Origin of the sequence: Burkholderia sp. BCC1988 (genome assembly GCF_905339895.1) — a bacterium.
GTDB lineage: Bacteria > Pseudomonadota > Gammaproteobacteria > Burkholderiales > Burkholderiaceae > Burkholderia.
This window is the reverse complement of the sequence record NZ_CAJPHA010000007.1, coordinates 40,489-62,736: the sequence shown is the minus strand read 5'-3', so window position 1 is coordinate 62,736 and position 22,248 is coordinate 40,489. Positions and strand designations below refer to the sequence as shown.

Annotated in this window: 11 protein-coding genes and 3 pseudogenes; 1 reads left to right on the top strand and 13 read right to left on the bottom strand. The window is 62.7% G+C overall.

Annotated features, from left to right (window positions below; genetic code table 11):
• The first annotated feature begins 172 nt into the window (after positions 1-172).
• Positions 173-1,450 (top strand): MFS transporter, encoded by a 1,278-nt coding sequence (locus U4012_RS11795; protein WP_321798643.1) that lies wholly within the window; start codon positions 173-175, stop codon positions 1,448-1,450.
• A gap of 127 nt (positions 1,451-1,577) precedes the next feature.
• On the opposite strand, the gene U4012_RS11790 is transcribed toward U4012_RS11795, so the two are convergent.
• The 13 genes and pseudogenes from U4012_RS11790 to U4012_RS35925 form a co-directional block, all read right to left on the bottom strand.
• Complete coding sequence (locus U4012_RS11790; protein WP_321798641.1) at positions 1,578-2,744, bottom strand: porin; 1,167 nt, start codon at positions 2,742-2,744, stop codon at positions 1,578-1,580.
• Positions 2,745-3,124: 380 nt separating this feature from the next.
• A complete protein-coding gene (locus tag U4012_RS11785; protein ID WP_321798639.1) occupies positions 3,125-3,829 on the bottom strand; it encodes a response regulator transcription factor in 705 nt (234 codons plus the stop codon).
• 68 nt (positions 3,830-3,897) lie between these two features.
• Positions 3,898-4,155 carry a GlsB/YeaQ/YmgE family stress response membrane protein gene (locus U4012_RS11780; RefSeq protein ID WP_321798637.1) on the bottom strand — a complete coding sequence of 86 codons (258 nt, stop codon included), beginning with the start codon at positions 4,153-4,155 and terminating at the stop codon, positions 3,898-3,900.
• A 24-nt stretch (positions 4,156-4,179) separates the two neighbouring features.
• Positions 4,180-6,090, bottom strand: a complete 1,911-nt coding sequence (locus tag U4012_RS11775) for a tetratricopeptide repeat protein (protein WP_321798635.1) — start codon at positions 6,088-6,090, stop codon at positions 4,180-4,182.
• A gap of 46 nt (positions 6,091-6,136) precedes the next feature.
• Positions 6,137-6,478 carry an H-NS histone family protein gene (locus tag U4012_RS11770; protein ID WP_321798633.1) on the bottom strand — a complete coding sequence of 114 codons (342 nt, stop codon included), beginning with the start codon at positions 6,476-6,478 and terminating at the stop codon, positions 6,137-6,139.
• Entirely contained in the window at positions 6,475-7,005 is a 531-nt protein-coding gene (locus U4012_RS11765; RefSeq protein WP_321798631.1) for a DUF2827 family protein, read from the bottom strand. Before U4012_RS11765 ends, U4012_RS11770 begins: the two co-directional genes overlap by 4 nt.
• Entirely contained in the window at positions 7,002-7,559 is a 558-nt protein-coding gene (locus U4012_RS11760; protein ID WP_321798629.1) for a hypothetical protein, read from the bottom strand. Before U4012_RS11760 ends, U4012_RS11765 begins: the two co-directional genes overlap by 4 nt.
• 5 nt (positions 7,560-7,564) lie before the next feature.
• Positions 7,565-8,695: a DUF2827 domain-containing protein gene (locus tag U4012_RS11755; protein ID WP_321798627.1), complete on the bottom strand. Its 1,131-nt coding sequence runs from the start codon at positions 8,693-8,695 to the stop codon at positions 7,565-7,567.
• Complete coding sequence (locus tag U4012_RS11750) at positions 8,695-9,834, bottom strand: DUF2827 family protein (protein ID WP_321798625.1); 1,140 nt, start codon at positions 9,832-9,834, stop codon at positions 8,695-8,697. Before U4012_RS11750 ends, U4012_RS11755 begins: the two co-directional genes overlap by 1 nt.
• A 259-nt stretch (positions 9,835-10,093) precedes the next feature.
• Positions 10,094-10,792, bottom strand: coding sequence for an OmpA family protein (locus U4012_RS11745; protein WP_321798623.1), 699 nt, complete (start codon positions 10,790-10,792; stop codon positions 10,094-10,096).
• A gap of 93 nt (positions 10,793-10,885) precedes the next feature.
• Positions 10,886-11,146 (bottom strand): annotated as a pseudogene (locus tag U4012_RS35930) (YadA C-terminal domain-containing protein); the annotation flags it as partial.
• Positions 11,147-11,275: 129 nt separating this feature from the next.
• A pseudogene (locus U4012_RS11740) lies at positions 11,276-20,896 on the bottom strand (hypothetical protein); the annotation flags it as partial.
• Positions 20,897-21,721, bottom strand: a pseudogene (locus tag U4012_RS35925) (ESPR-type extended signal peptide-containing protein); the annotation flags it as partial.
• Positions 21,722-22,248 lie beyond the last annotated feature (527 nt).

Here is a 22,248-nt window from a genome sequence, read left to right as displayed (position 1 = left end):
GCTGCGATCACGTAACCCGGGCAGCATTACAACAATACGATGGACAACAAGCGTAAAGACAGCCGCCCCCCGCGCCTGCCCCCCACTTCGAAATAGCCGGTTCCCCCCGTGCTCCGCACACATGCGGTCGCTGCATACCGCGCAAGCCTTATCCATTTCGAAACATTCACCCATGACCCATTCCATATCGTCACCGCTGCTCACTGGTCGAGTCAGCAAGAAGCTCGTCGTAGCCACGGTCGCCGGCAACGCAATGGAGTTCTACGACTTCGTCACCTACGCGTTCTTCGCGATTTATATCGGCAAGGCTTTTTTCCCGGCATCGACGCCGTCGGCAAGCCTGTTGCTGTCGGTCGCGGTATTCGGCGTCGGCTTTCTTGCCCGCCCATTGGGCGGGATTCTCATCGGCGCGTTTGCAGACCGTGCCGGACGCAAGCCGGCCATGCTGCTCACGATCGGACTGATATCCATCGGCACCCTGGGTCTCGCACTCACGCCGGCCTACTCGTCCATCGGCATGGCCGCTCCGGTCATCGTGGTTGCGTGCCGACTCGTGCAGGGCCTCGCCCTCGGCGGCGAGGTCGGTCCGTCCACGGCCTATCTGATCGAGATCGCCCCGTCGGCGCGGCGGGGCCTCTATACCAGCTGGCAACTCGCGAGCCAAGGCATGGCCGTACTCATTGCCGGTGTCATCGGGCTGACGGTGATCCTGTGCCTGCCGCCGGAACAGACACAGGCATGGGGGTGGCGATTGCCGTTCGCGGCCGGGTTGCTTCTCTTGCCTATCGGCCTTTTTCTGCGCCGGCATCTGCCGGAATCGTTGCCGCGTGATGCACAGGTTGCGCACGAAGCCGGGCTGGCGGGGCTCAAGCAGCACCGAAACGTCATCGTACTCAGCATGCTGGCGATCCTTGGCGGCACGATCGCAACCTATGTGATCAATTTCATGACCACGTTCGCGATATCCACGCTGAAGCTGTCGCCCGCCGTGGCCATGAGCGCGACGATCATCAACGGGCTGTTCACGCTGGTATTCAGTGTGCTGGGCGGATGGATGACGGACCGATGGGGACGCAAACCCGTGATGCTATGGCCGCGCCTGATCGCTTCGTTGCTCGCCGTACCGATGTTTCTATGGATGACCGAAGCACCGTCGCTCGGATCGCTGCTGGCCTCCACGGGTTTGCTGACGCTGCTTTCCTCGATGAGCGGATCGGCGGTCATTATCGGCATACCCGAAATGCTGCCACAGCGCATACGTGCGACCGGGTTATCGGTCGCTTACGCGCTCAGCGTGTCGGTATTCGGCGGGTCCGCTCAATTCATGGTCACGTGGCTGATCAATGCCACCGGAAATTCGATCATGCCGGCGTGGTACATGTGTGCCGCGGGCCTCATCGCCGTCGCCGGCACGTTCGCGCTGCCGGAATCACGAGGCCGCTCGCTTTGAGCCTGCGAGAGATTGTCCGCATGCCGACATTGCTGTCGTCATGCACGAGAAAAAGCCCCGATGCACGAGATGCGCATCAGGGCCATGCACGGCAAGACGCGATCAATACATCGCGTCGTCATCACGATCAGAACTTGTGTCGGATACCGACACGCGTAACCACCTGCGAAGTTCCCGTGGAATACCCGCCGGCACCCACGACGCCAACGAGGCCGTCCGTCCCGCTGGAACCCTTCTGATAGACCGCCTGCGCATACAGATCGGTGCGCTTGGACAGGAAGTAGTCGGTCATCAGGCCGACCGTGTGAAAATTCCCACCTACCCGGCCACCGTTTGCACTAAACGTCAGACGCGTGTAGTCGTACATCGCTCCGAGGGCCAGCGCGGGCGTCGCGAAATACTGCGCATTGCCTTCCACGTTCAGGAATCGGGCATACGCCGTCGGGGTCTGCATCAGGGATTCGCTCGCCATCACGCCCAGGGTCGCCGGACCCACTGCGTAGCTCGCCCCGATTCCGCCCGTACGCTGATTCGCGAAGGCGACAGTGACGGCCCTCCCGGTCGCGGCACTGGCGAGGCCGCTCAACAAGCCCGCAAACGGAATACCGTCGGTCTGCGCGCCGGCCGCATTGACGGTCGTCCCGTTCTTCAGATCAAGATAGGCCGCGGCGACCGTGAACGGTCCGTTCGAATAGCGTGCACCGACGCTCCAGGCGCGATTGTTCGAGAACTGGGTCGAATTGCTGAACCCGTACAAGCCGCCGAACTGGAAACCGCCGTAATTCGCACTCGTGTACTTGACCGAGTTGTTGATGCGGAACGAGTTGTCCGTATTGTCGTTGTCGAACGGATGCGAGAAGAACGCGCCACCCCAATTGCCGTTGGCGGTCATCGGTCCGAGGTAATCGACGACCGAATCGTACTGGCGACCCAAAGTAACCGTGCCGGCGTTCGATGACGACAGACCGACGTACGCCTGACGGCCAAACATGCGGCCGCCTTGACCCAGGGCGCCGCTGCTGGCATTGAACCCGTTCTCCAACTGGAAAACGGCCTTCATGCCGCCGCCGAGATCTTCGGTACCCTTGAGCCCCCATCGGCTGCCCTGCAGCACACCGCTCTGCAAGGCAAACACGTTGCCGCGCGACACGACGCCATTCGCGCCAACCACCGCGACGTTGTTCGTATAGCTCAGACCCTCGTCAATGATGCCGTACAGCGTTACGGAGCTTTGGGCGTGCGCGAGAGTGGAAAATGCTCCGACAGCCGCCAGAGCGATAATCGACTTTTTCATAGTGATAAGGTCTCCAAATTAACTAGTTGATTCGATGAACCATGAAATAACCGGACAAGGCGGAACCGATGTTAGCAAAGACAATTTCGCGTCCAAACGGGTCCGTTGCACGCGAGCATCGGACTGTCAAACATTGTCACGCTCGCCGTCTGATCTGGAGATCGCGATCGCACTGCCTGATAATCAACCCACCGAAGTCACGCGCTTTGGTGCGCGACGTGTCAGTGCGAGAATCGTCGCGTGCGTTATCTCCAAGTTGAACCCGCAGCAACTCATGTTGCTGCGGCTTTTTTCGAATTTCGCACGTGATATTCGAGTAGTTGCTGCTCCCCGCCCGGTCTTTTACGAGCAGTCGTGTGGTGCTGTTCTCGGAGCGCTGGTCATTCGGATTTCGTTTGAATCGTCCGCTCCAGCCGATATCCGTATCCATAGAGCGATATAAGCCGATAACCGCATTCCGGGCGCAGGCCGAGCTTCGTTCGCAATGAAGACATGTGTGTGTCGATCGTTCTCGACGAGACGTCGGTCACCTGCTTCCAGACGATGTCGATAATGTGTGCGCGCGACAGCGGCCGATCGAAGAACTGGAACAACAGCAATGCGAGATCGAACTCCTTCTGCGTAAGGGACACGGGGCTGTCACCGACATACGCCTGTTGCTCGTGCATATCGAAACGAAACAGATCGAATTCGCGCGTCGCACTCTCCGCATCGACCGAATATGTTCTGCGCAGCAGCGAGGCGATGCGCGCACGCAGGATCGTGCCCGACACAGGCTTGACAACGTAATCGTCCGCGCCGGTGTTGAGGATATGTGCAATTCCGTCTTCCTCGCTCCGGCAGGTCATGAAGATGATCGGCAGCCTTGCTCCATACGGCTTCGTGCGTACCCATCTCAACACCTCCTCTCCGGACACGTCCGGAACGTTCCAGTCAAGCACCAACAGGTCAAACGTCTCACGTTGGAGACGCCTCATCAGCGCCCTGCTGCTGTTGAATTCGTAGCACGTATGACCGTCGATCGACAGCGTCTGATTGACGAATTCCGTTTGCATCGGATCATCATCGAGGATGGCAATTCTCATAGCGATTAGTAAAAATACAATTTCTTTTCGACATAATCGGCCGGGCATCCGGACCATGCCCATCCGGCTCAAGGAAGCAAATAGCGCACGAGTCGAATCGCAATCAGCAGGATGACGGCACCGGCAATCGCAACGATGGTCGACATGACGGCCCCGCCGCTCGTAGCGATACCCGCCGTAGCCGACAGCCACGCGCCGATGAAAGCCCCGACGATTCCGACCGCGATGTCGATCAACAGGCAGAACCCGCTACCATTACCGACCAGGCCGGCGATCCAGCCGGTCGTTGCGCCGATCGCAATCCAGACGATAACGATGTGGCTCACGTCTTCTTTCCCTTTGTCGCGCGATCAATCATCGCGCACTGCGCGGCGCACACCGAACCACGGCGATCGCCCGGTTCCGGCTTCCGGCCGCATCGGCGATTTAGCCATCGACGGTCGTCCCTCGCGCGGTTGCGATTCACCTCGCCGGATTTCGGAGAGGTGCCGCAGATCGCCCGCCACCCGTTCGATGACCGGCGCCCACTGCCGGTATTCGTCCTGCCGATATAGCGTCAAACTCGGATACCACGGACTGTCCGTACGCTCCGCCATCCATACCCAGTGCGGATTGACGTCGAGCAGCAACCAGGTCGGCACGCCGAGCGCGCCTGCCAGGTGCGCCACTGACGTGCAAACCGTAATCACGAGATCCAGCGTCGAAAGCAACGCGGCCGTATCGTCATATGAACGCAGTTCGGCGGTCGGGTCGGTGATGACCATTCCCGCTTCGCGCATCGCGCCCAGCTCGTCGGATGCATTCAGTTGCAGATTGACGAACTCGATTCCGTCGATGTCCTTGAATGCGTTGGCGTAGGCAAGCGGCTCGATCGAACGCAGAGGATTGCGTCGATGTGTCCGATTTCCGCTCCATACCAGCCCTACACGCAACCGGCCATCGTGTGCCCAGCGGCCTCGCCAGCGCTCGACCGCGCAGGGATCCGGCTGCAGGTAGTGCGTCGCGCCGGGCAATTGGTCCATCGTCAGGCCGAGCGCCAGAGGCAGGCTGGCAAGCGGTAACTCGAAATCGTGCACAGGTAGTGCCGAGATGTCGTGTGGCACGATCGTATCGACGATGCCCTCGAGGGCACGACTGAAGAGCGGAAGGAATTGTGCGAAACAGCAGTAAACAAGCTTTCCGCCTTCCGCGCGAACGCGTTCCGCGAGTTGCGGCACGAAGCGCATGAACTGGATCGCATCGCCGTTTCCCTGCTCCCCCCACACGAACAGTGTTTTGCCGTCCAGCGACTCCCCCGTCCACCGCGGCACGGGCATATTCGGCAACACGTCGCGTAGCTCCGGTGAGCCAAACCAGCGGGCCTCGTGGTTCGCCCATCCTGGCACGTAATCCCCGTGCAGCAATTGCAACATCGCCATTGCCCAGATGATCGACGGATTGCTCGGATCAAATTGACGCGCACGGTGAATCGCGGTCAGCGCCGCGTCCCACTGTTGCCTCTCTTTCAGCACTTGAACATGGGTGAGCAGCGCGACCGGGTAGTCGGGCGCCAAAGCGCAAGCGCGCTCGGAGGCTACTTCACTGCCGGCGAGGTCGTGCTGTTCGAGCAGGACGAGCGCCAGGTTGTTCCACGCCAGCGCATTCGACGGTTCACGGGCGACCAGTGCCTCGAGCAGTGGCTGCGCATGCAACAACTCGCCGAGTTCGATGTTCGCAGCCGCGATATTGTTTTCAAGCATCGGCATCGCAGGGTCAAGCTGCGAGGCGCGCCGGTACGCGGTCAACGCTTCACGGTGCCGTCGTGCACGCTGATGCAGCAGACCGAGATGGAACCATCCCGACGCGCTGGACGGCGAAGCTTCACAGAAACGCTCCGCCAAGTCGATCGCGTTCGTTTCGTCCGGGTGCCGCACAAGCAATTCGATCCACTCGATAATCCAGGGCTCGCCTTTCCCCGCGTTCTGATAGGCCCGTGCATACCACCTGCTTGCCTGATTCCAGTCTTCCGCCGCGACAGCCTGCCGCGCGCGTTCGACCCACGCCGGTTCGTAGTCGCGGTCCAGCACCAACGCGCATTCGATGAGCGCGTCAGCATCGACATTGCGGCCACGCATACGCATGATCCGGCTCCCGGCGATCAGCAGCGACGGATCGCACGAGTTTAGAGCGGCAAGCGCATCGAATAGACGCGACGCGCCAATCAGGTCACCCTGTTCGAGCAATCGGTCGATCCGGGCTGAAATAGGTTCACGGCTCGTCATTGTTCTTCCCCGGTTGTATAAACGTCGCAAAGGCTTGCGGTCATCGTCAATTCGACTCGCATTCGGAATCGTCCCCCTGCTTGTCGCCGGTACCGGGAATCCGGTATCGGTCGCGATCCTCGCCGACCATCCAGACCGGCGGTCGTCCTCGCCCGCTCCATGTCTGCCCCGTCACCGGATTCCAGTATTTCGGCACCGGCCTCCTGTTTTTTTCGAACCCGGGTGTTTTACGCGGTATCACTTCGAAGTCGAAGCCGAACTCCTCGAGCACCGCACGCACGCGAGCGGCCACGAGATTCTCCAGGCGCCCCCTTTCAATCGCGCGCTCGCGCTCGATCTCACTCTTCAGTTTTTCATATCGTTCCAGCAATGTCTGATAGCGGCTCATGATTCCCCCCCGGGCAAACCATCGGTTCCATCCACTCTCAACAACAGTTCGTCGTAGCGCGCGATCACCTTGGCGTCAGTCGACAAGAAACGGCCGATACATTGCCTTTGGCACGCCAGGTACTCCTCCCAACCTCGATCGTGATGTCGAATCGCCCGTACGAGTTGACGCGCGCCCTCGTCGACATCCTGGCCCGGATAGTAGTAGCCGAGGTCGCTGCACAAATGCGCGTTATGCACGAACGGATAGCCGTTCAAGCACACGTCGAAATAGAAATAGTTCAGCGCGAGCCCCCACTGATGGGCGATGTCCCATGGCAGTTTCGACGTGATCGCAACCGACCTGGTGTTGACCGGCATCACCCGATGGCGCAGCGGCGAATGCTGGAATACGCGCATCAGATACAGCGCGTTCTGCTTGATGCCATTGACCCACAGGCTTTCAGCCTCATCCTGCAGGCCGATCGTGATACCGATGCGCAGGGATCGCTCCGCCCGCCCGGGACGAGCCGACGTTGTCGTGTTCATTGCGCGCCCCCCCACTGGAATTGCACTTGACGGCGCAGGATCAGGCAGGAGGGCGGAGTATCGACGAGAACGACCGTTTCGCGCGGGTGGGACGAATCGGTATAGACCATGACGGATTTGACGAGAGGGGTGGCGTGATAGCCGGCCAGTTCAGCGCGCGCGACCTGCGCACAGGACAGCGGTGCGCTGGAAATCCGCTCGGCCAACACCGAGCAGCCGCCGGTGACGCCCGGAACCGTGACCAGCGACAAAAGCGCGGACGATGCCGGGAATTCGATGCCCGACATCGAAAAGAACGGACCGATGTCGGGATTCGCGCGCTGCCAGTCGAGCAGCACATCGGCCCGGTGCGCATGATCGAACACGCGCGCCGACACCTGGGCGACGGCGTCGTAGCAGCGACGAATACCGATTTCCTGGGCGGCATGTGCAAGGACGGTGACTGGCGCGGCGGCCGACGGCACGACAGGCGCCGGCTGCGCGAGTACCGCAATCGCGCCTCCCCACGCGGCGAGCGCGATGGCAAACGGAATGGCAAACATACGGGCGACCATGCGTATCACCCTCCGCTGAAAACCGACTCGATCGCCGCGGTGTACTGCTCGACGTTCGCAGGCAACTCCGGATCCAGCGATGCCAGGAAGGTTCGCGCGTTGCGGCGATATTCATCGAGTTGCAGATCGTGCTCCGCGAACGCGCGACGCAACGCGAGCGCGCCCTCTCCACAATCGAAACCCTCATAGCGATACCCGCAACGACCCAGCAGCGTCGAATTGTGAATCAGCGGGAAGCCGCCATACAGTGCCTCGTAGTACAGATAGTTCTGCGCGTTCTCCCATTGGTGCGACACGATCGCGTCGGCCTGGGCGGGCAAGATCTCGTACACCGGCAACCTCGGCTCGAAGCTGGCGCGTCCCTGTCGGGTCAAGTCGAGACCAAGGGCGAAGCCGACGAACGCCGCATCCTCCTTCAGCGTCATCGCATTGAAGACGCGCAGATAATCGATGAATCGAGGATCCTGTCGATGCGCGAGATCGGTGATCAGCATCGCGAGATGCGCGGTCTTGACCATGCAGATGTTCGGCTCGAGCACGGCAATGCGCCAGCGAGCACGCCCGGGCACGTAGTCCAGCGCGCTGTCAACGCCCGCGCCCTTCATCGATTGCTCCAGCAGCACCGGGCTCCACAGGTGTTGCATCACGTGTACGGGCGAGCGCGAGCCAACCTCGTAGTAGCCGGTGCAGGTCTTCTCGAACGCCGGCAGCGTCCAGACCGCGCTGTATGGCGTGCCGGACAGCAGCAGCCCATGGGTCTTGCCGAACATCATCCGCTCGATGTCGATGACGTAATCGTTGGCGACGCGCATGCCGATCACGCGACCGCCTCGATCACGAAATCCGCGTGCCCAGTCCGGATCCAACTGCGCGCTCAGTTCGATCACCACGTCGAGTTTCTCTCGCGCGACATCGAGGTCGATCACTGGTGCCGGCGATAGCGCGAGGAACGAGGTCGCTTCCGCCGGGCTTCCATCGCCGCCGTTGATCAGATATACCTCGTCGACGAGCGGCGAGCGCCTGAGCAGCATCGCGAGGAAATAGACATTCTGGAAGATGCCGTTCTCCCAGATCGATTGCTGGCCGGTCCGCAGAAAAATCGTGATGCCGACCTTCACTCGTATCGGACGGGACATCACGCCTCCCTGCCGCGGCCACGCGCGGTCACGCTCAGCAACTGCTGAAAGTAGCGTGCGCCGTTTTCCGGCGAGTGCGGATGCAGTCCGGCCAGGAAGGTGCGCGCATCGCGCACATAGTCGGCATGATTCGCGTCATGCTGCCGCGCCGCGCGGACAAGCGCCCGGGCACCTGCCGACACTTCGAATTCCGGATAGTAGTAGCCGAACCCGCGCAGCCAGGCCGAGTTGTGAATCAACGGGTAGCCACCATAAAGCGCATCCAGATACAGGATGTTCTGATCGTTCTGCCACTGATGCGCGACAACCGTATCGGACGACCGACTCATGTAGTCCACAAAATCGTGCCGATGATCGACGTAGACGCGCCCCTCGCGATGCAGATCCAGCCCGTTGCGCATGAACGAGAAGGTTGGATGCTGTTCGAGATGAGCACCGTTGAGGACCCGCATCTCGGCAATCGTGTCGGGCGCTGCACGAAACGCCGCGTCACAGATCAGCATTGGCACCATGCAGCACTTCACGACGGAAATATTGGGCTCGAAGATCGCCACCCGCAGCGCCCGCGGCGCTGCATGTGGCGCCGTCGCCGGTACGTATCCGAAGTGCTGTCCCTCGGCATTCAGTGCGTTCGCGCGATGATCGACGAACATCGGATCCCACAGGAACGGCACTTCATGGACCGGACACCGATGTAAAGTTTCCAGCATCGGTCCGAAGACGCGGTCTTTCGGAAGTATCCAGATCTCGTCGCATCGATCGGCGCGCGCGACATATCCGCCGCGCTGAAAGATGCTCGGCTCGATCAACCCGACATACGGTTGCCCACTGCATAGATAGACGACCTTCTTGCCGCGCGCGCGGAGATGGTCGAGCCATGCGACATCGAGCCCGACGCTCATTTCGATGACCACGTCGACCAGCTCCGTTGCTTCGTCCGGACGCAACATCTTCAGGTCCGGCATCAGCGCTTCGGCGTCCGCCGGCATTCGCGTCTCGAAGCCGCAATTGAGCAGGATCACATCCCGAACCGCCGGCAGCGCACGCAGAAGCTTGGCCAGGAAAAATACGTTCTGCCCCAGCCCATTGTCCCAAATGGTGTGGCCTGGCCGGGTGGCCAATGAAATTCCAATACGCATCGTGTTTCGCCTCGCCCTCGTGGGGCGTCCTCGTGTTTTTTCTCGAAACAATTTCTACAGCGATGCCGCTACTCCAGCCTCCGACGGAATCGGGTGTCACCGTTGCGGCAACCGGTAACGCCCGAGCACCGACGCCCTCGTCTCGTCGATATCGAATAAAAAGGAGGACCGGATCGGGGAAATCCGATCCTCAAGCCCCAAACATTCGCCGGAACGCACGAGGATCCGTCCGGGAACCAACCGAGCCCGGGGCAGTACATCAGTTTTGTTGCAATACGATCTCCACGCGGCGGTTCTGCGCGCGACCGGCGGCCGTGCCGTTCGTTGCAACAGGATTGGCCTTGCCATATCCGTGTGCCTCGAACTGCTTCGCGTTCAGCCCATGCGATCGCAGATAGCGCGCGACCGTTTGCGCACGCTGCTCGGACAGGCGGAGGTTGTATTCGCTCGAGCCGACGCTGTCCGTGTAGCCATTGACGTCGACCGTACCGAAGGTCATTCCCTTCGCATCCGAGACCAGTTTGTCGAGTTGCCCGGTCGCGACCGGTGTGAGCGAAGCCTTGTCGGTTTCGAAATTCGCATCGCCTGACAGCGTCATCTGCCGCGGCTCCGATCGGACGACCGGCGCGGGGGCGGGTGCCGGGGCCGGTACCGCGGCTGGCGTCGCCGCCGGCGCACCGCACTGGAATGTCAGAAGACGGGTGTTCGGTTTGCCGTCCGATGTCATGGATCCGAACGGCGCGTCATCCTGGACCGGTCGCATCGGCTGATCGCGACAAATCTCGCGCGCCTTGCTGTAGCAGGTTTCCGCTCCTTCAAGCAGTCCGTAGCAACTGACCCGATAGGTTTTCTGCCCGTCCTGCCGATCGACCGACCACGCGCTGAAGGTCGGTCCGGACGATGCCGAGCAACCCGCCAGGGTAGCCAGCGCCGCAATGCAGAACATTGCCTTATACATGTCGTACCTCATGTTTCATGTCTTGTTTCGGCGATTCCCGATCGCCCGCATGATCGGCGGGAACCGAGCAATGCTCGGCCCCTGCCGATCGCGTTACCACTGATAGCCCAATCCAACGCCGTAGGTGCGACCGGCACTACTCGCGCCAACCCCGCCCTTGAGTTTCAGGTTCTCGGTAATTCGGGCGGTGAATCCGAGCGCAACAGCACCGTAGCCTTGATAGGTCGCGGCACCGATGCCGACAGCGATCGTCTTGCCCAGGTCGACGTCCGGAATCATCGTCAACGCGGTTGCGCCGGCGACGCCCGCGTAGGCCGTCCGCGCCACCGTGTTGATCGACCCCTGCACCGCATTGAGCTGCGACACGTTCACGGCGTCGGTCGGGTTGACGCCCGGCCCGACGTTGGTGATGCGGCGTTCGCTGCCAGGCGCACCTACCGATACCGTGTTGGCCTCGCCTGCGATCGAACCCGCACCGAGCGCGACCGAATTCGGCGCGGTGGCGTTCGCGCCGGAGCCGAGTGCGACGCTGTTCTTGCCGCTGCCCAACGCGTTCGCGCCGATCACCGTCGCACCGTCTCCGGAAGCGTTCGCACTGGCGCCGACCGCCGTGGCATTCGCGCCCGATGCCGTCGCGTTGACCCCCGCCGCCATCGCGTTGTCACCGGTCGCTCCATCGTTGTTGTAGTTGCCCTGTTGAGTCCCGTTGTCGTTCACGCTGTAGTAGTGCGTGCGCGCTGACGTGACCAACGTCGACAGCGAAGTGGTCGTACCCACGGCCGAGCTGACGCTCGTCGACAGCGATGCAAGATTGCTGTCGGTTACGGAAAGTCCCGTCGACAGGGAGATGACCGAGCTGTTCGTCGTGCTCAACCCCGTCGACAGCGAGCCAACCGAGCTCGACATCGACGTCGACAGCGAAGTCACGCTGCTGTTGGTCGTGCTCAATCCCGTCGACAGCGAACTGACCGCGCTGGAGGTCGACGTGGACAACGACGCGACGTTGCTGTTCGTCGTCGACAACCCTGTCGACAAGCTACCGACCGCGACATTGGTCGCGTTCAATTGCGAGCCATTGATCGCATCCGTGCTCGTCGCACTCACACGCCCGGCAGCGACGTTGGTGATCTGGCGTTCGGCGCCCGGCGCACCGACGCTCACCACACTGGTCGGCGCAGCGCCGGCGTAGGAGTACACGTTCCCGGCCACGATGCCGCTGGCAACCGGGTTCGGTGCCGAGGTAATCGACCCTGAACCCAGCGCAACGTCACCCGGATTCGCCGTGGCGGTCGCGCCATTGCCGATCGCCACGCTTCCGGTCGTCGCTCCCGCCGTGCCCGCCGCCGAGTTCTGGCCGAGCGCAACCGAACCCGGACCTTGCGCCGTGTTCGTATTGCCGATCGCCAACGCGCCATTGCCCGTCGCCGTGTTGTTCGCGCCAACCGCCACCGCACCGGTTCCGGTCGCCGTGTTCGGATCGCCAAGAGCAACCGCTCCGCTACCGTTGGCCGTCTGACCTTCGCCCAATGCAATCGCACCCGTTCCAGAAACGACCGTCGAGTTGTGACCGCCGGCGATCGAGCCTGGGCCGGCCGCAGCCGACACCGTGTTGCCGTCGCCGATCGCCACGGTCGAAGCCGCGGACGCCGTCGAGCCGTTGCCCATCGCGACGCTCTGCGTGCCTGCTGCATTGGCTGCGTTGCCGATCGCCGTCGCCGCGCTGCCGCTTGCCGTCGCGTTGGTGCCGGCTGCCATGGCGTTGATGCCGGTTGCACCGTCGTTCGCGTAGTTGGCCTGCTGAACACCGTTGTCGTTCACGCTGTAGTAGTGCGTGCGTGTCGTCGAGACCACCGTCGACAGGGATGCCACATTGCTGTTCGTCGTGGACAGGCCGGTGGACAACGAGCTGACGCCCGTGGACAGTGAGCTGCCCATCGTCGACGTGGAGGTCGACAGCGAAGCCACGCTGCTGTTCGTCGTGCTCAGGCCGGTCGACAGCGAGTTGATACCCGTCGAGGTCGACGTGGACAGCGAGCTGATCGAGCTGGTCGCCGACGACAGGCCAGTCGACGTCGAAGTCGACAGCGACGTCACCGTGCTGTTGGTCGTGCTCAGGCCCGTCGAAAGCGAGCTGATTCCCGTCGAGGTCGACGTCGACAGCGACGAAATCGAGCTGGTTGCCGACGACAGGCCAGTCGACGTGGAGGTCGACAGCGAAGCGACCGAGCTATCGGTCGAGCTCAGACCCGTCGACAGCGAGCTGATGCCGGTCGAGGTCGAAGTGGACAGCGACGAGATCGAGCTGGTTGCCGACGACAGGCCGGTCGACGTGGAGGTCGACAGCGAAGCCACCGAACTGTCGGTCGAGCTGAGGCCCGTCGACAGCGAGCTGATGCCTGTCGAGGTCGACGTGGACAGCGACGAGATCGAGCTGGTTGCCGAGGACAGGCCGGTCGACGTGGAGGTCGACAGCGAAGCCACCGAGCTGTCGGTCGAGCTGAGGCCCGTCGACAGCGAGCTGATGCCCGTCGAGGTCGACGTCGACAACGAGCTGATCGAGCTGGTCGCTGAGGACAGGCCCGTCGACGTCGAAGTCGACAGCGAGGCCACCGAGCTGTCGGTCGAGCTCAGGCCCGTCGACAACGAGCTGATGCCGGTCGAGGTCGACGTCGAGAGCGACGAAATCGAGCTGGTCGCTGAGGACAGGCCAGTCGACGTGGAAGTCGACAGCGAGGCCACCGAGCTGTCGGTCGAGCTCAGGCCCGTCGACAACGAGCTGATGCCCGTCGAGGTCGACGTCGAGAGCGACGAAATCGAGCTGGTCGCCGACGAGAGGCCAGTCGACGTGGAAGTCGACAGCGAGGCCACCGAGCTGTCGGTCGAGCTGAGGCCCGTCGACAACGAGCTGATGCCCGTCGAGGTCGACGTCGAGAGCGACGAAATCGAGCTGGTCGCCGACGAGAGGCCAGTCGACGTGGAAGTCGACAGCGAGGCTACCGAGCTATCGGTCGAGCTGAGGCCGGTCGACAGCGAGCTGATACCCGTCGAAGTCGACGTCGACAACGAGCTGATCGAGCTGGTCGCCGAGGACAGGCCAGTCGACGTGGAGGTCGACAGCGAGGCCACCGAGCTGTCGGTCGAGCTCAGGCCGGTCGACAACGAGCTGATACCCGTCGAGGTCGAGGTGGACAGCGAGCTGATCGAGCTGGTTGCCGAGGACAGGCCCGTCGACGTCGAAGTCGACAGCGAGGCCACCGAGCTGTCGGTCGAGCTCAGGCCCGTCGACAACGAGCTGATGCCGGTCGAGGTCGAGGTGGACAGCGAGCTGATCGAGCTGGTCGCCGAGGACAGGCCAGTCGACGTGGAGGTCGACAGCGAGGCCACCGAGCTGTCGGTCGAGCTCAGGCCGGTCGACAGCGAGCTGATGCCCGTCGAAGTCGAGGTAGACAGCGAGCTGATCGAGCTGGTTGCCGACGACAGGCCCGTCGACGTGGAGGTCGACAGCGAGGCGACCGAGCTATCGGTCGAGCTGAGGCCGGTCGACAGCGAGCTGATGCCCGTCGAGGTCGACGTCGACAGCGAGGCGACCGAGCTGTCGGTCGAGCTGAGGCCGGTCGACAGCGAGCTGATGCCGGTCGAAGTCGAAGTGGACAACGAGCTGATCGAGCTGTTAGCCGACGACAGGCCAGTCGACGTGGAGGTCGACAGCGAAGCAACCGAGCTGTCGGTTGAGCTCAGGCCCGTCGACAACGAGCTGATGCCGGTCGAGGTCGACGTGGACAACGAGCCGATCGAGCTGTTAGCCGACGAGAGGCCAGTCGACGTGGAGGTCGACAGCGAGGCCACCGAGCTGTCGGTCGAGCTCAGGCCCGTCGACAGCGAGCTGATGCCGGTCGAAGTCGAAGTGGACAGCGACGAAATCGAGCTGGTTGCCGACGACAGGCCAGTCGACGTGGAGGTCGACAGCGAAGCGACCGAGCTATCGGTCGAGCTCAGGCCCGTCGACAGCGAGCTGATGCCGGTCGAGGTCGACGTCGACAGCGACGAAATCGAGCTGGTCGCCGAGGACAAGCCGGTCGACGTGGAAGTCGACAGCGACGCGACCGAGCTATCGGTCGAGCTCAGGCCCGTCGACAGCGAGCTGATGCCCGTCGAGGTCGACGTCGAGAGCGACGAAATCGAGCTGGTCGCCGAGGACAAGCCGGTCGACGTGGAGGTCGACAGCGACGCAACCGAGCTATCGGTCGAGCTGAGGCCGGTCGACAACGAGCTGATGCCGGTCGAGGTCGAAGTCGAGAGCGACGATATCGAGCTGGTCGCCGACGAGAGGCCGGTCGACAACGAGCTGATGCCGGTCGAGGTCGACGTCGAGAGCGACGAAATCGAGCTGGTCGCCGAGGACAAGCCGGTCGACGTGGAAGTCGACAGCGACGCGACCGAGCTGTCGGTCGAGCTCAGGCCGGTCGACAGCGAGCTGATGCCCGTCGAGGTCGACGTCGAGAGCGACGAAATCGAGCTGGTCGCCGAGGACAAGCCAGTCGACGCGGAGGTCGACAGCGAAGCGACCGAGCTATCGGTCGAGCTCAGGCCCGTCGACAGCGAGCTAATCGAGCTGGTTGCCGACGAAAGGCCCGTCGACGTCGAAGTCGACAGCGAGGCGACCGAGCTATCGGTCGAGCTGAGACCGGTCGACAACGAGCTGATGCCCGTCGAAGTCGACGTGGACAGCGAACTGATCGAGCTGTTAGCCGAGGACAGGCCAGTCGACGTGGAAGTCGACAGCGAAGCGACCGAGCTATCGGTCGAGCTGAGGCCCGTCGACAGCGAGCTGATGCCCGTCGAAGTCGAGGTGGACAGCGAACTGATCGAGCTGGTTGCCGAGGACAAGCCAGTCGACGTCGAGGTCGACAGCGACGCCACCGTGCTGTCGGTCGTGCTGAGGCCTGTGGACAGCGAACTGATCGAGCTGGTCGCCGACGACAAGCCGGTCGACGTCGAGGTCGACAGCGACGCCACGCTGCTGTTCGTCGAGCTCAGGCCCGTCGACAGCGAAGTAATGCTGCTCGTTGTACCGGACAACGTCGTTGACAGGCTATCGACGGCAAGATTGGTCGCGAACAACTGAGATCCATTGATCGCATCAGTGCTCGTTGCGCTCACCTGGCCGGCTGCTACGTTCGTGATTTGACGCTCCGCGCCCGCCGCGCCAACGCTCACCACGCTGCTCGGATTAGTGCCGGCGTAGCTGTATGTCACACCGCCCACGGTTCCTGTCGCGGTCGGATTCGGTGCGGCCGTCACCGAGCCACTACCCAGTGCCACGTCACCCGGGCTGGTCGTCGCTGTCGCGCCGTTACCAATTGCCACGCTTCCCGTCGTCGCCCCGGCCGTACCAGCCACCGAGTTCTGACCCAGCGCAACCGACCCGGGGCCTTGCGCGGCGTTCGTATTGCCAATCGCCAACGCGCCATTGCCCGTCGCCGTGTTGTTCGCGCCCAGCGCAACCGCACCATTGCCGGTCGCCGTGTTCGGATCACCAATCGCTACAGCACCGTTACCATTAGCCGTTTGACTCTCGCCCAACGCAATCGCACCCGTACCGGACACGACCGACGAATTGTGGCCGCCGGCAATCGAGCCGGCACCGGCCGCTGCCGATACCGTGTTGCTGTCGCCCATTGCGATAGTCGAGGCTGCGGCCGCAGTCGAGTTATTGCCGATTGCAACACTCTGAATCCCCGCTGCGTTCGCAGCATTGCCCACCGCGGTAGCAGCATTGCCACTTGCAGTCGCATTGACTCCCGCTGCCAGCGCGTTGATTCCCGTCGCGCCGTCGTTGTTGTAGTTGCCCTGCTGGACGCCGTTGTCATTGACGCTGTAGTAATGAGTGCGCGTCGTCGAGACGACTGTCGACAGCGATGTCACGTTGCTGTTCGTCGTGCTCAGCCCCGTCGACAGCGAGCTGGCCGTCGTCGAGGTCGAAGTCGACAGCGACGTCACCGTGCTATTGGTCGTGCTCAGACCCGTCGACAACGAGCTGGCCGTCGTCGAGGTCGAAGTCGACAGCGACGTGATCGAGCTGTTCGCCGACGACAGACCGGTCGACGTCGACGTCGACAGCGACGTCACCGCGCTATTGGTCGAGCTCAGGCCCGTGGACAGCGAGTTGGCCGTCGTCGACGTCGAAGTCGACAGCGAGGCCACCGTGCTATCAGTCGAGCTGAGGCCCGTCGACAGCGAGCTGATGCCGGTCGAGGTCGAGGTGGACAGCGAGCCGATCGAGCTGTTTGCTGACGACAGGCCCGTCGACGTGGAAGTCGACAGCGAAGCGACCGAGCTATTGGTCGAGCTCAGGCCCGTGGACAGCGAGTTGGCCGTCGTCGACGTCGAAGTCGACAGCGAAGCGACCGAGCTATCGGTCGAGCTGAGGCCCGTCGACAACGAGTTGATACCCGTCGAGGTCGAGGTGGACAACGAGCTGATCGAGCTATTGGCCGACGAGAGACCGGTCGAAGTCGAGGTGGACAGCGAGCCGATCGAGCTGTTTGCTGACGACAGGCCCGTCGACGTGGAAGTCGACAGCGAAGCGACCGAGCTATCGGTCGAGCTCAGGCCCGTGGACAGCGAGTTGGCCGTCGTCGACGTCGACGTCGACAGCGAGGCCACCGTGCTATCAGTCGAGCTGAGGCCCGTCGACAACGAGCTGATGCCGGTCGAGGTCGAGGTGGACAGCGACCCGATCGAGCTGTTTGCCGACGACAGGCCCGTCGACGTGGAAGTCGACAGCGAAGCGACCGAGCTATTGGTCGAGCTCAGGCCCGTGGACAGCGAGTTGGCCGTCGTCGACGTCGACGTCGACAGCGAGGCCACCGTGCTATCAGTCGAGCTGAGGCCCGTCGACAACGAGTTGATACCCGTCGAGGTCGAGGTGGACAACGAGCTGATCGAGCTATTGGCCGACGAGAGACCGGTCGAGGTCGAGGTGGACAGCGAGCCGATCGAGCTATTTGCCGACGACAGGCCCGTCGACGTGGAAGTCGACAGCGAAGCGACCGAGCTATCGGTCGAGCTCAGGCCCGTGGACAACGAGTTGATGCCGGTGGAGGTCGACGTCGAGAGCGACGAGATCGAGCTGCTGGACGACGACACCGTCGTCGACAGCGAATCCACGATGGAATTGGTCGCGAAGAGTTGGGAGCCGTTGATCGCGTCCGTGCTGGTCGGCGTGATTTGACCTGCCGCGACATTGGTGATCTGGCGCGTGGTGCCCGTGCTCGCGTTGCCGACGCTCACCACGCTGCTCGGATTGCCGCCCGCGAACGTGCTGGTCACGCCGCCGACGGTACCCGTCGGCGTCGCGTTGGGCGCTGCGGTGACGGAGCCGCTACCGAGCGCGACGTCGCCAGTGTTGTTGGCGATGGCATTCGGGCCGATCGCGACCGAGTCGGTGCCGAGCGCCTGGCTGTCGGCTGCCGTCGACTTCGCGTGGAAGTACTTGATGCCCTGGCTGTTGATGCTGTCGATCGCCGAGCCGACGCTGTTGGCGGTCGACGTCGTGCCGTTCGCGTTGTAGGTGGTGTACGACGGAGCGGAAACCGTGCCGGTTGCCGGGTTGTAGCTCGCGCCGCCACCGAGGGCTGCGGCGGTGCTGTTGCCGAGATTGTCGGTCTTGGTCGTGACCGTGCTAAGGCCGGTGGACAGCGAGCTGATCGAGCTATTAGCCGACGAGAGACCGGTCGACGTGGAGGTCGACAGCGAAGCGACCGAGCTGTTGGTGGAGCTGAGGCCAGTCGACAGCGAGTTGATGCCGGTCGAGGTCGAGGTGGACAGCGAGCTGATCGAGCTATTAGCCGACGAGAGACCGGTCGACGTGGAGGTCGACAGCGAAGTAACCGAGCTATTGGTCGAGCTCAGGCCCGTTGACAACGAGTTGATACCCGTCGAAGTGGACGTGGACAGCGAGCTGATCGAGCTATTCGCCGACGAAAGACCCGTCGACGTGGACGACGACAGCGATGCGACCGAGCTGTTGGTCGAGCTCAGGCCCGTTGACAGCGAGTTGATACCCGTCGAGGTCGACGTGGACAGCGAGCTGATCGAGCTATTCGCCGACGAGAGACCCGTCGACGTGGACGACGACAGCGAGGCAACCGAGCTATTGGTCGAGCTCAGGCCAGTCGACAACGAGTTGATGCCGGTCGAGGTCGAGGTGGACAGCGACGAGATCGAGCTATTCGCCGACGACAGGCCCGTCGACGTGGACGACGACAGCGAGGCAACCGAGCTATTGGTCGAGCTCAGGCCAGTCGACAACGAGTTGATGCCGGTCGAGGTCGACGTGGACAGCGAGCTGATCGAGCTATTAGCCGACGAGAGGCCCGTCGACGTGGACGACGACAGCGAGGCAACCGTGCTATTGGTCGAGCTCAGTCCGGTCGACAGCGAGTTGATGCCGGTCGAGGTCGAGGTGGACAGCGACGAGATCGAGCTATTCGCCGACGAAAGACCCGTCGACGTGGACGACGACAGCGAAGCAACCGAGCTATTGGTCGAGCTCAGGCCAGTCGACAGCGAGTTGATGCCGGTCGAAGTCGAGGTGGACAGCGACGAGATCGAGCTATTCGCCGACGACAGGCCCGTCGACGTGGACGACGACAGCGAGGCAACCGAGCTATTGGTCGAGCTGAGGCCCGTCGACAGCGAGCTGATGCCCGTCGAGGTCGACGTGGACAGGCTGGCAATGCTCGACGTCGTCGTACTGGCGACGGCATAAAGCTGGCTGCCGTTGATCGCGTCCGTGCTGGTCGCGCTGATCAGGCCGGCAGCGACGTTCTGGATGCGCCGCTCCGCCCCGGCCGCTCCGACGCTGACCACACCGGCGGCGGAACTCGCACCGGCGTAGGTGCCGAACGTCTGACTGCCAATCGTCGTGCTGGTGACCGAACCCGTGCCGCCGGTCGCCGTGTTCGCGGCGCCGATCGTGACGGCGCCCGAACCGAGTGCGACCGAGCCCGCCACGCTCGCGTTCGCGCCGGTGCCGAATGCCTGGGCATTGGCGGCGCTGGAGACCGCGGTATCGCCGAGCGCGGTGCCGCCGGCCGCGGTGGCCGTGCTGCTGTTACCCAATGCGAGCGAGCCCTGGCCGGTTGCCGAATTGGCATTGCCGATCGCAACCGCGCCTTGTCCATTCGACGAATCGTTTGCACCGAGCGCAACCGCGCCCGTGCCGATCGCCGAGTTCGGGTCGCCGATCGCGACCGCGCCGTTGCCCGTCGCCGTCTGGCCGCGGCCAATTGCGACGGCGCCACCTGCGGCCGTGCTGCTGTTGGCCGTCGTGCCGCTCGAGCCGATCGCGACGTTCTGGCCCGTCGCACCCGAGATGACGCCATCACCTTGCGCGATGCCGAATGCGCCGCTCGCGGTCGCACCACGGCCAATCGCTATGCCGGACGTGGCTGCCGCAACGACGGACGACTGGCCTCCGATGGCGATACCGTCGGAGGCAGCCGACACGGCGCCCGATGTCACGTTGGCGCCAATGGCGATAGCACCCGCTCCACTACCGGTGGTGCCACTACCAATCGCACTCGCTTCCAGACCCGACGCCGTGGCGCCAGTACCCAGCGTATTGCCATAGGCGCCCGACGCAACCGAATTACTGCCGATTGCAACCGACTGTTGACCCGACGCCGTGCTGAATGTACCAAGCGCATTAGCAAAGGCACCCGATGCAAGCGCTCGATTACCAAGCGCGGCGGCCTGTTGATTGGACGCAGTGGCGGCACTCCCAACCGCAACGGCATAATTGCCGGACGCTAAGCCAGCATCACCTTGCGCGACGCCTGATGTGGCGCTCGCGGTTGCACCACGACCAATAGCGATACCCGAGGTCGCCGTCGACGCAACCGAAGACTGTCCGCCGATCGCGATCGAATCCTGCGCTGCCGCATTCGCCCCCGAAGTCGCATTACCGCCCAGCGCGACCGCCCCCGTTCCGCTCGCAGTCGTCGTCGGGCCGATTGCTGTCGCATTGGTAGCGTTGGCAACAGAAGAAGTCCCGATCGACGTCGCGCTGTTGGCAGTCGCGCGTGTACTGTTACCCATCGCGATACTCGACTGGGACGCCGCGGTGGCTAACTGGCCGACTGCCACGGACTGTATACCGGACGCAGTCGCCACATTGCCCAGTGCAGTGGAGGACCTACCGGATGCAATCGCCCCTTCGCCGAACGCACTTGCAAAGCTGGCGGACGCGGTACTGTAATCTCCGACTGCAACCGAATCTCCACCGGTCGCGACTGCATGGCTGCCGATTGCTGTATCGCGAATGATCGACGACGCTGAAACGCCTGCGGTCGAAAACGCACCGATAGCGATATCCTCGGAGTTGTACGACACCGCGCCGCCGGCTCCCCCGTTTTGATTGACTCCGCCGATTGCAACAGAAGACGTTCCAACGGCACTCGCACCGTAGCCGAACGCGCTGGCACCAAGGCCGCTAGCCGTTGCATCCAGACCGACAGCCGTCCCCCATTTGGTGGAATACGCGCTCATACCGACTGCAACCGCACCATCGCCAACGGCCGTCGTATACGCACCGTAGAGGGTTACGCCCAAATAGGCGAGCCCTCCGCCGTTCGCGTTACACCCCGCCACCGTCGAAAACGTGCCGCTTCCGTCGATCGGCGCGGTGCTGGCCGCCATCGTACGCGAACCATCCGGACTCGTTCCGCCGCCACTAGTGCAGACGCCACTAAACCCTGAGACCACGGTGGCGTAGCTCCCTTGCCCCGCGGCAAGAAGCAATGCACTGACCATCAGTTTGACCACCGCCGAGCGTTTGCTCTTGCCGCGTGCGGTGTCCAATTCAGATGCAGCGACCCACGTTCCCAGGGTCTCGTTCCAGACGGTGCGATATGTATGATTCATGGTATGCCGATGCTCGGTAGACACTAACGAAAGAAGGCTTGCCGGCCAGTCTTCCGGTCAGGACTTCACAATTTTTAAAGCAGTGCGAACTAATTTACTTTTTCTTATTCCACGTTGAAACGCTTCCCGCTAGGCCTTCTTGCCAGCCAACTTCAATACTCGTTCTCTACGATCTCTCAGTTTCAACGGTGCGCCACACGTTCACGGAACGACACTTCATTCCAGCGTCGAAGCCACCGCTGATCATCTTCTGGAGCCGCGCTTCGTCTTCCCGGCTGCCCATACCGCGCACGCCCTCTAGCTTTCGTTTCAGACCTTGCGCGATAGCCGACCCAGATCCGTAGAACCCGGCAGCCATACCCGCGTCGCAAGCTGTCTTCACGATCTCCCTATCTCTCTCAGGTACACAGCAGTCGGCAATCACATGCAGACACGATCGAATATCCATCATCAAGCGCTCACGCCGTACTTCGCAGCACCGTGATTCCAGATCGTCGCCTCCATTGCCATCGGATCCCGGATCTCCT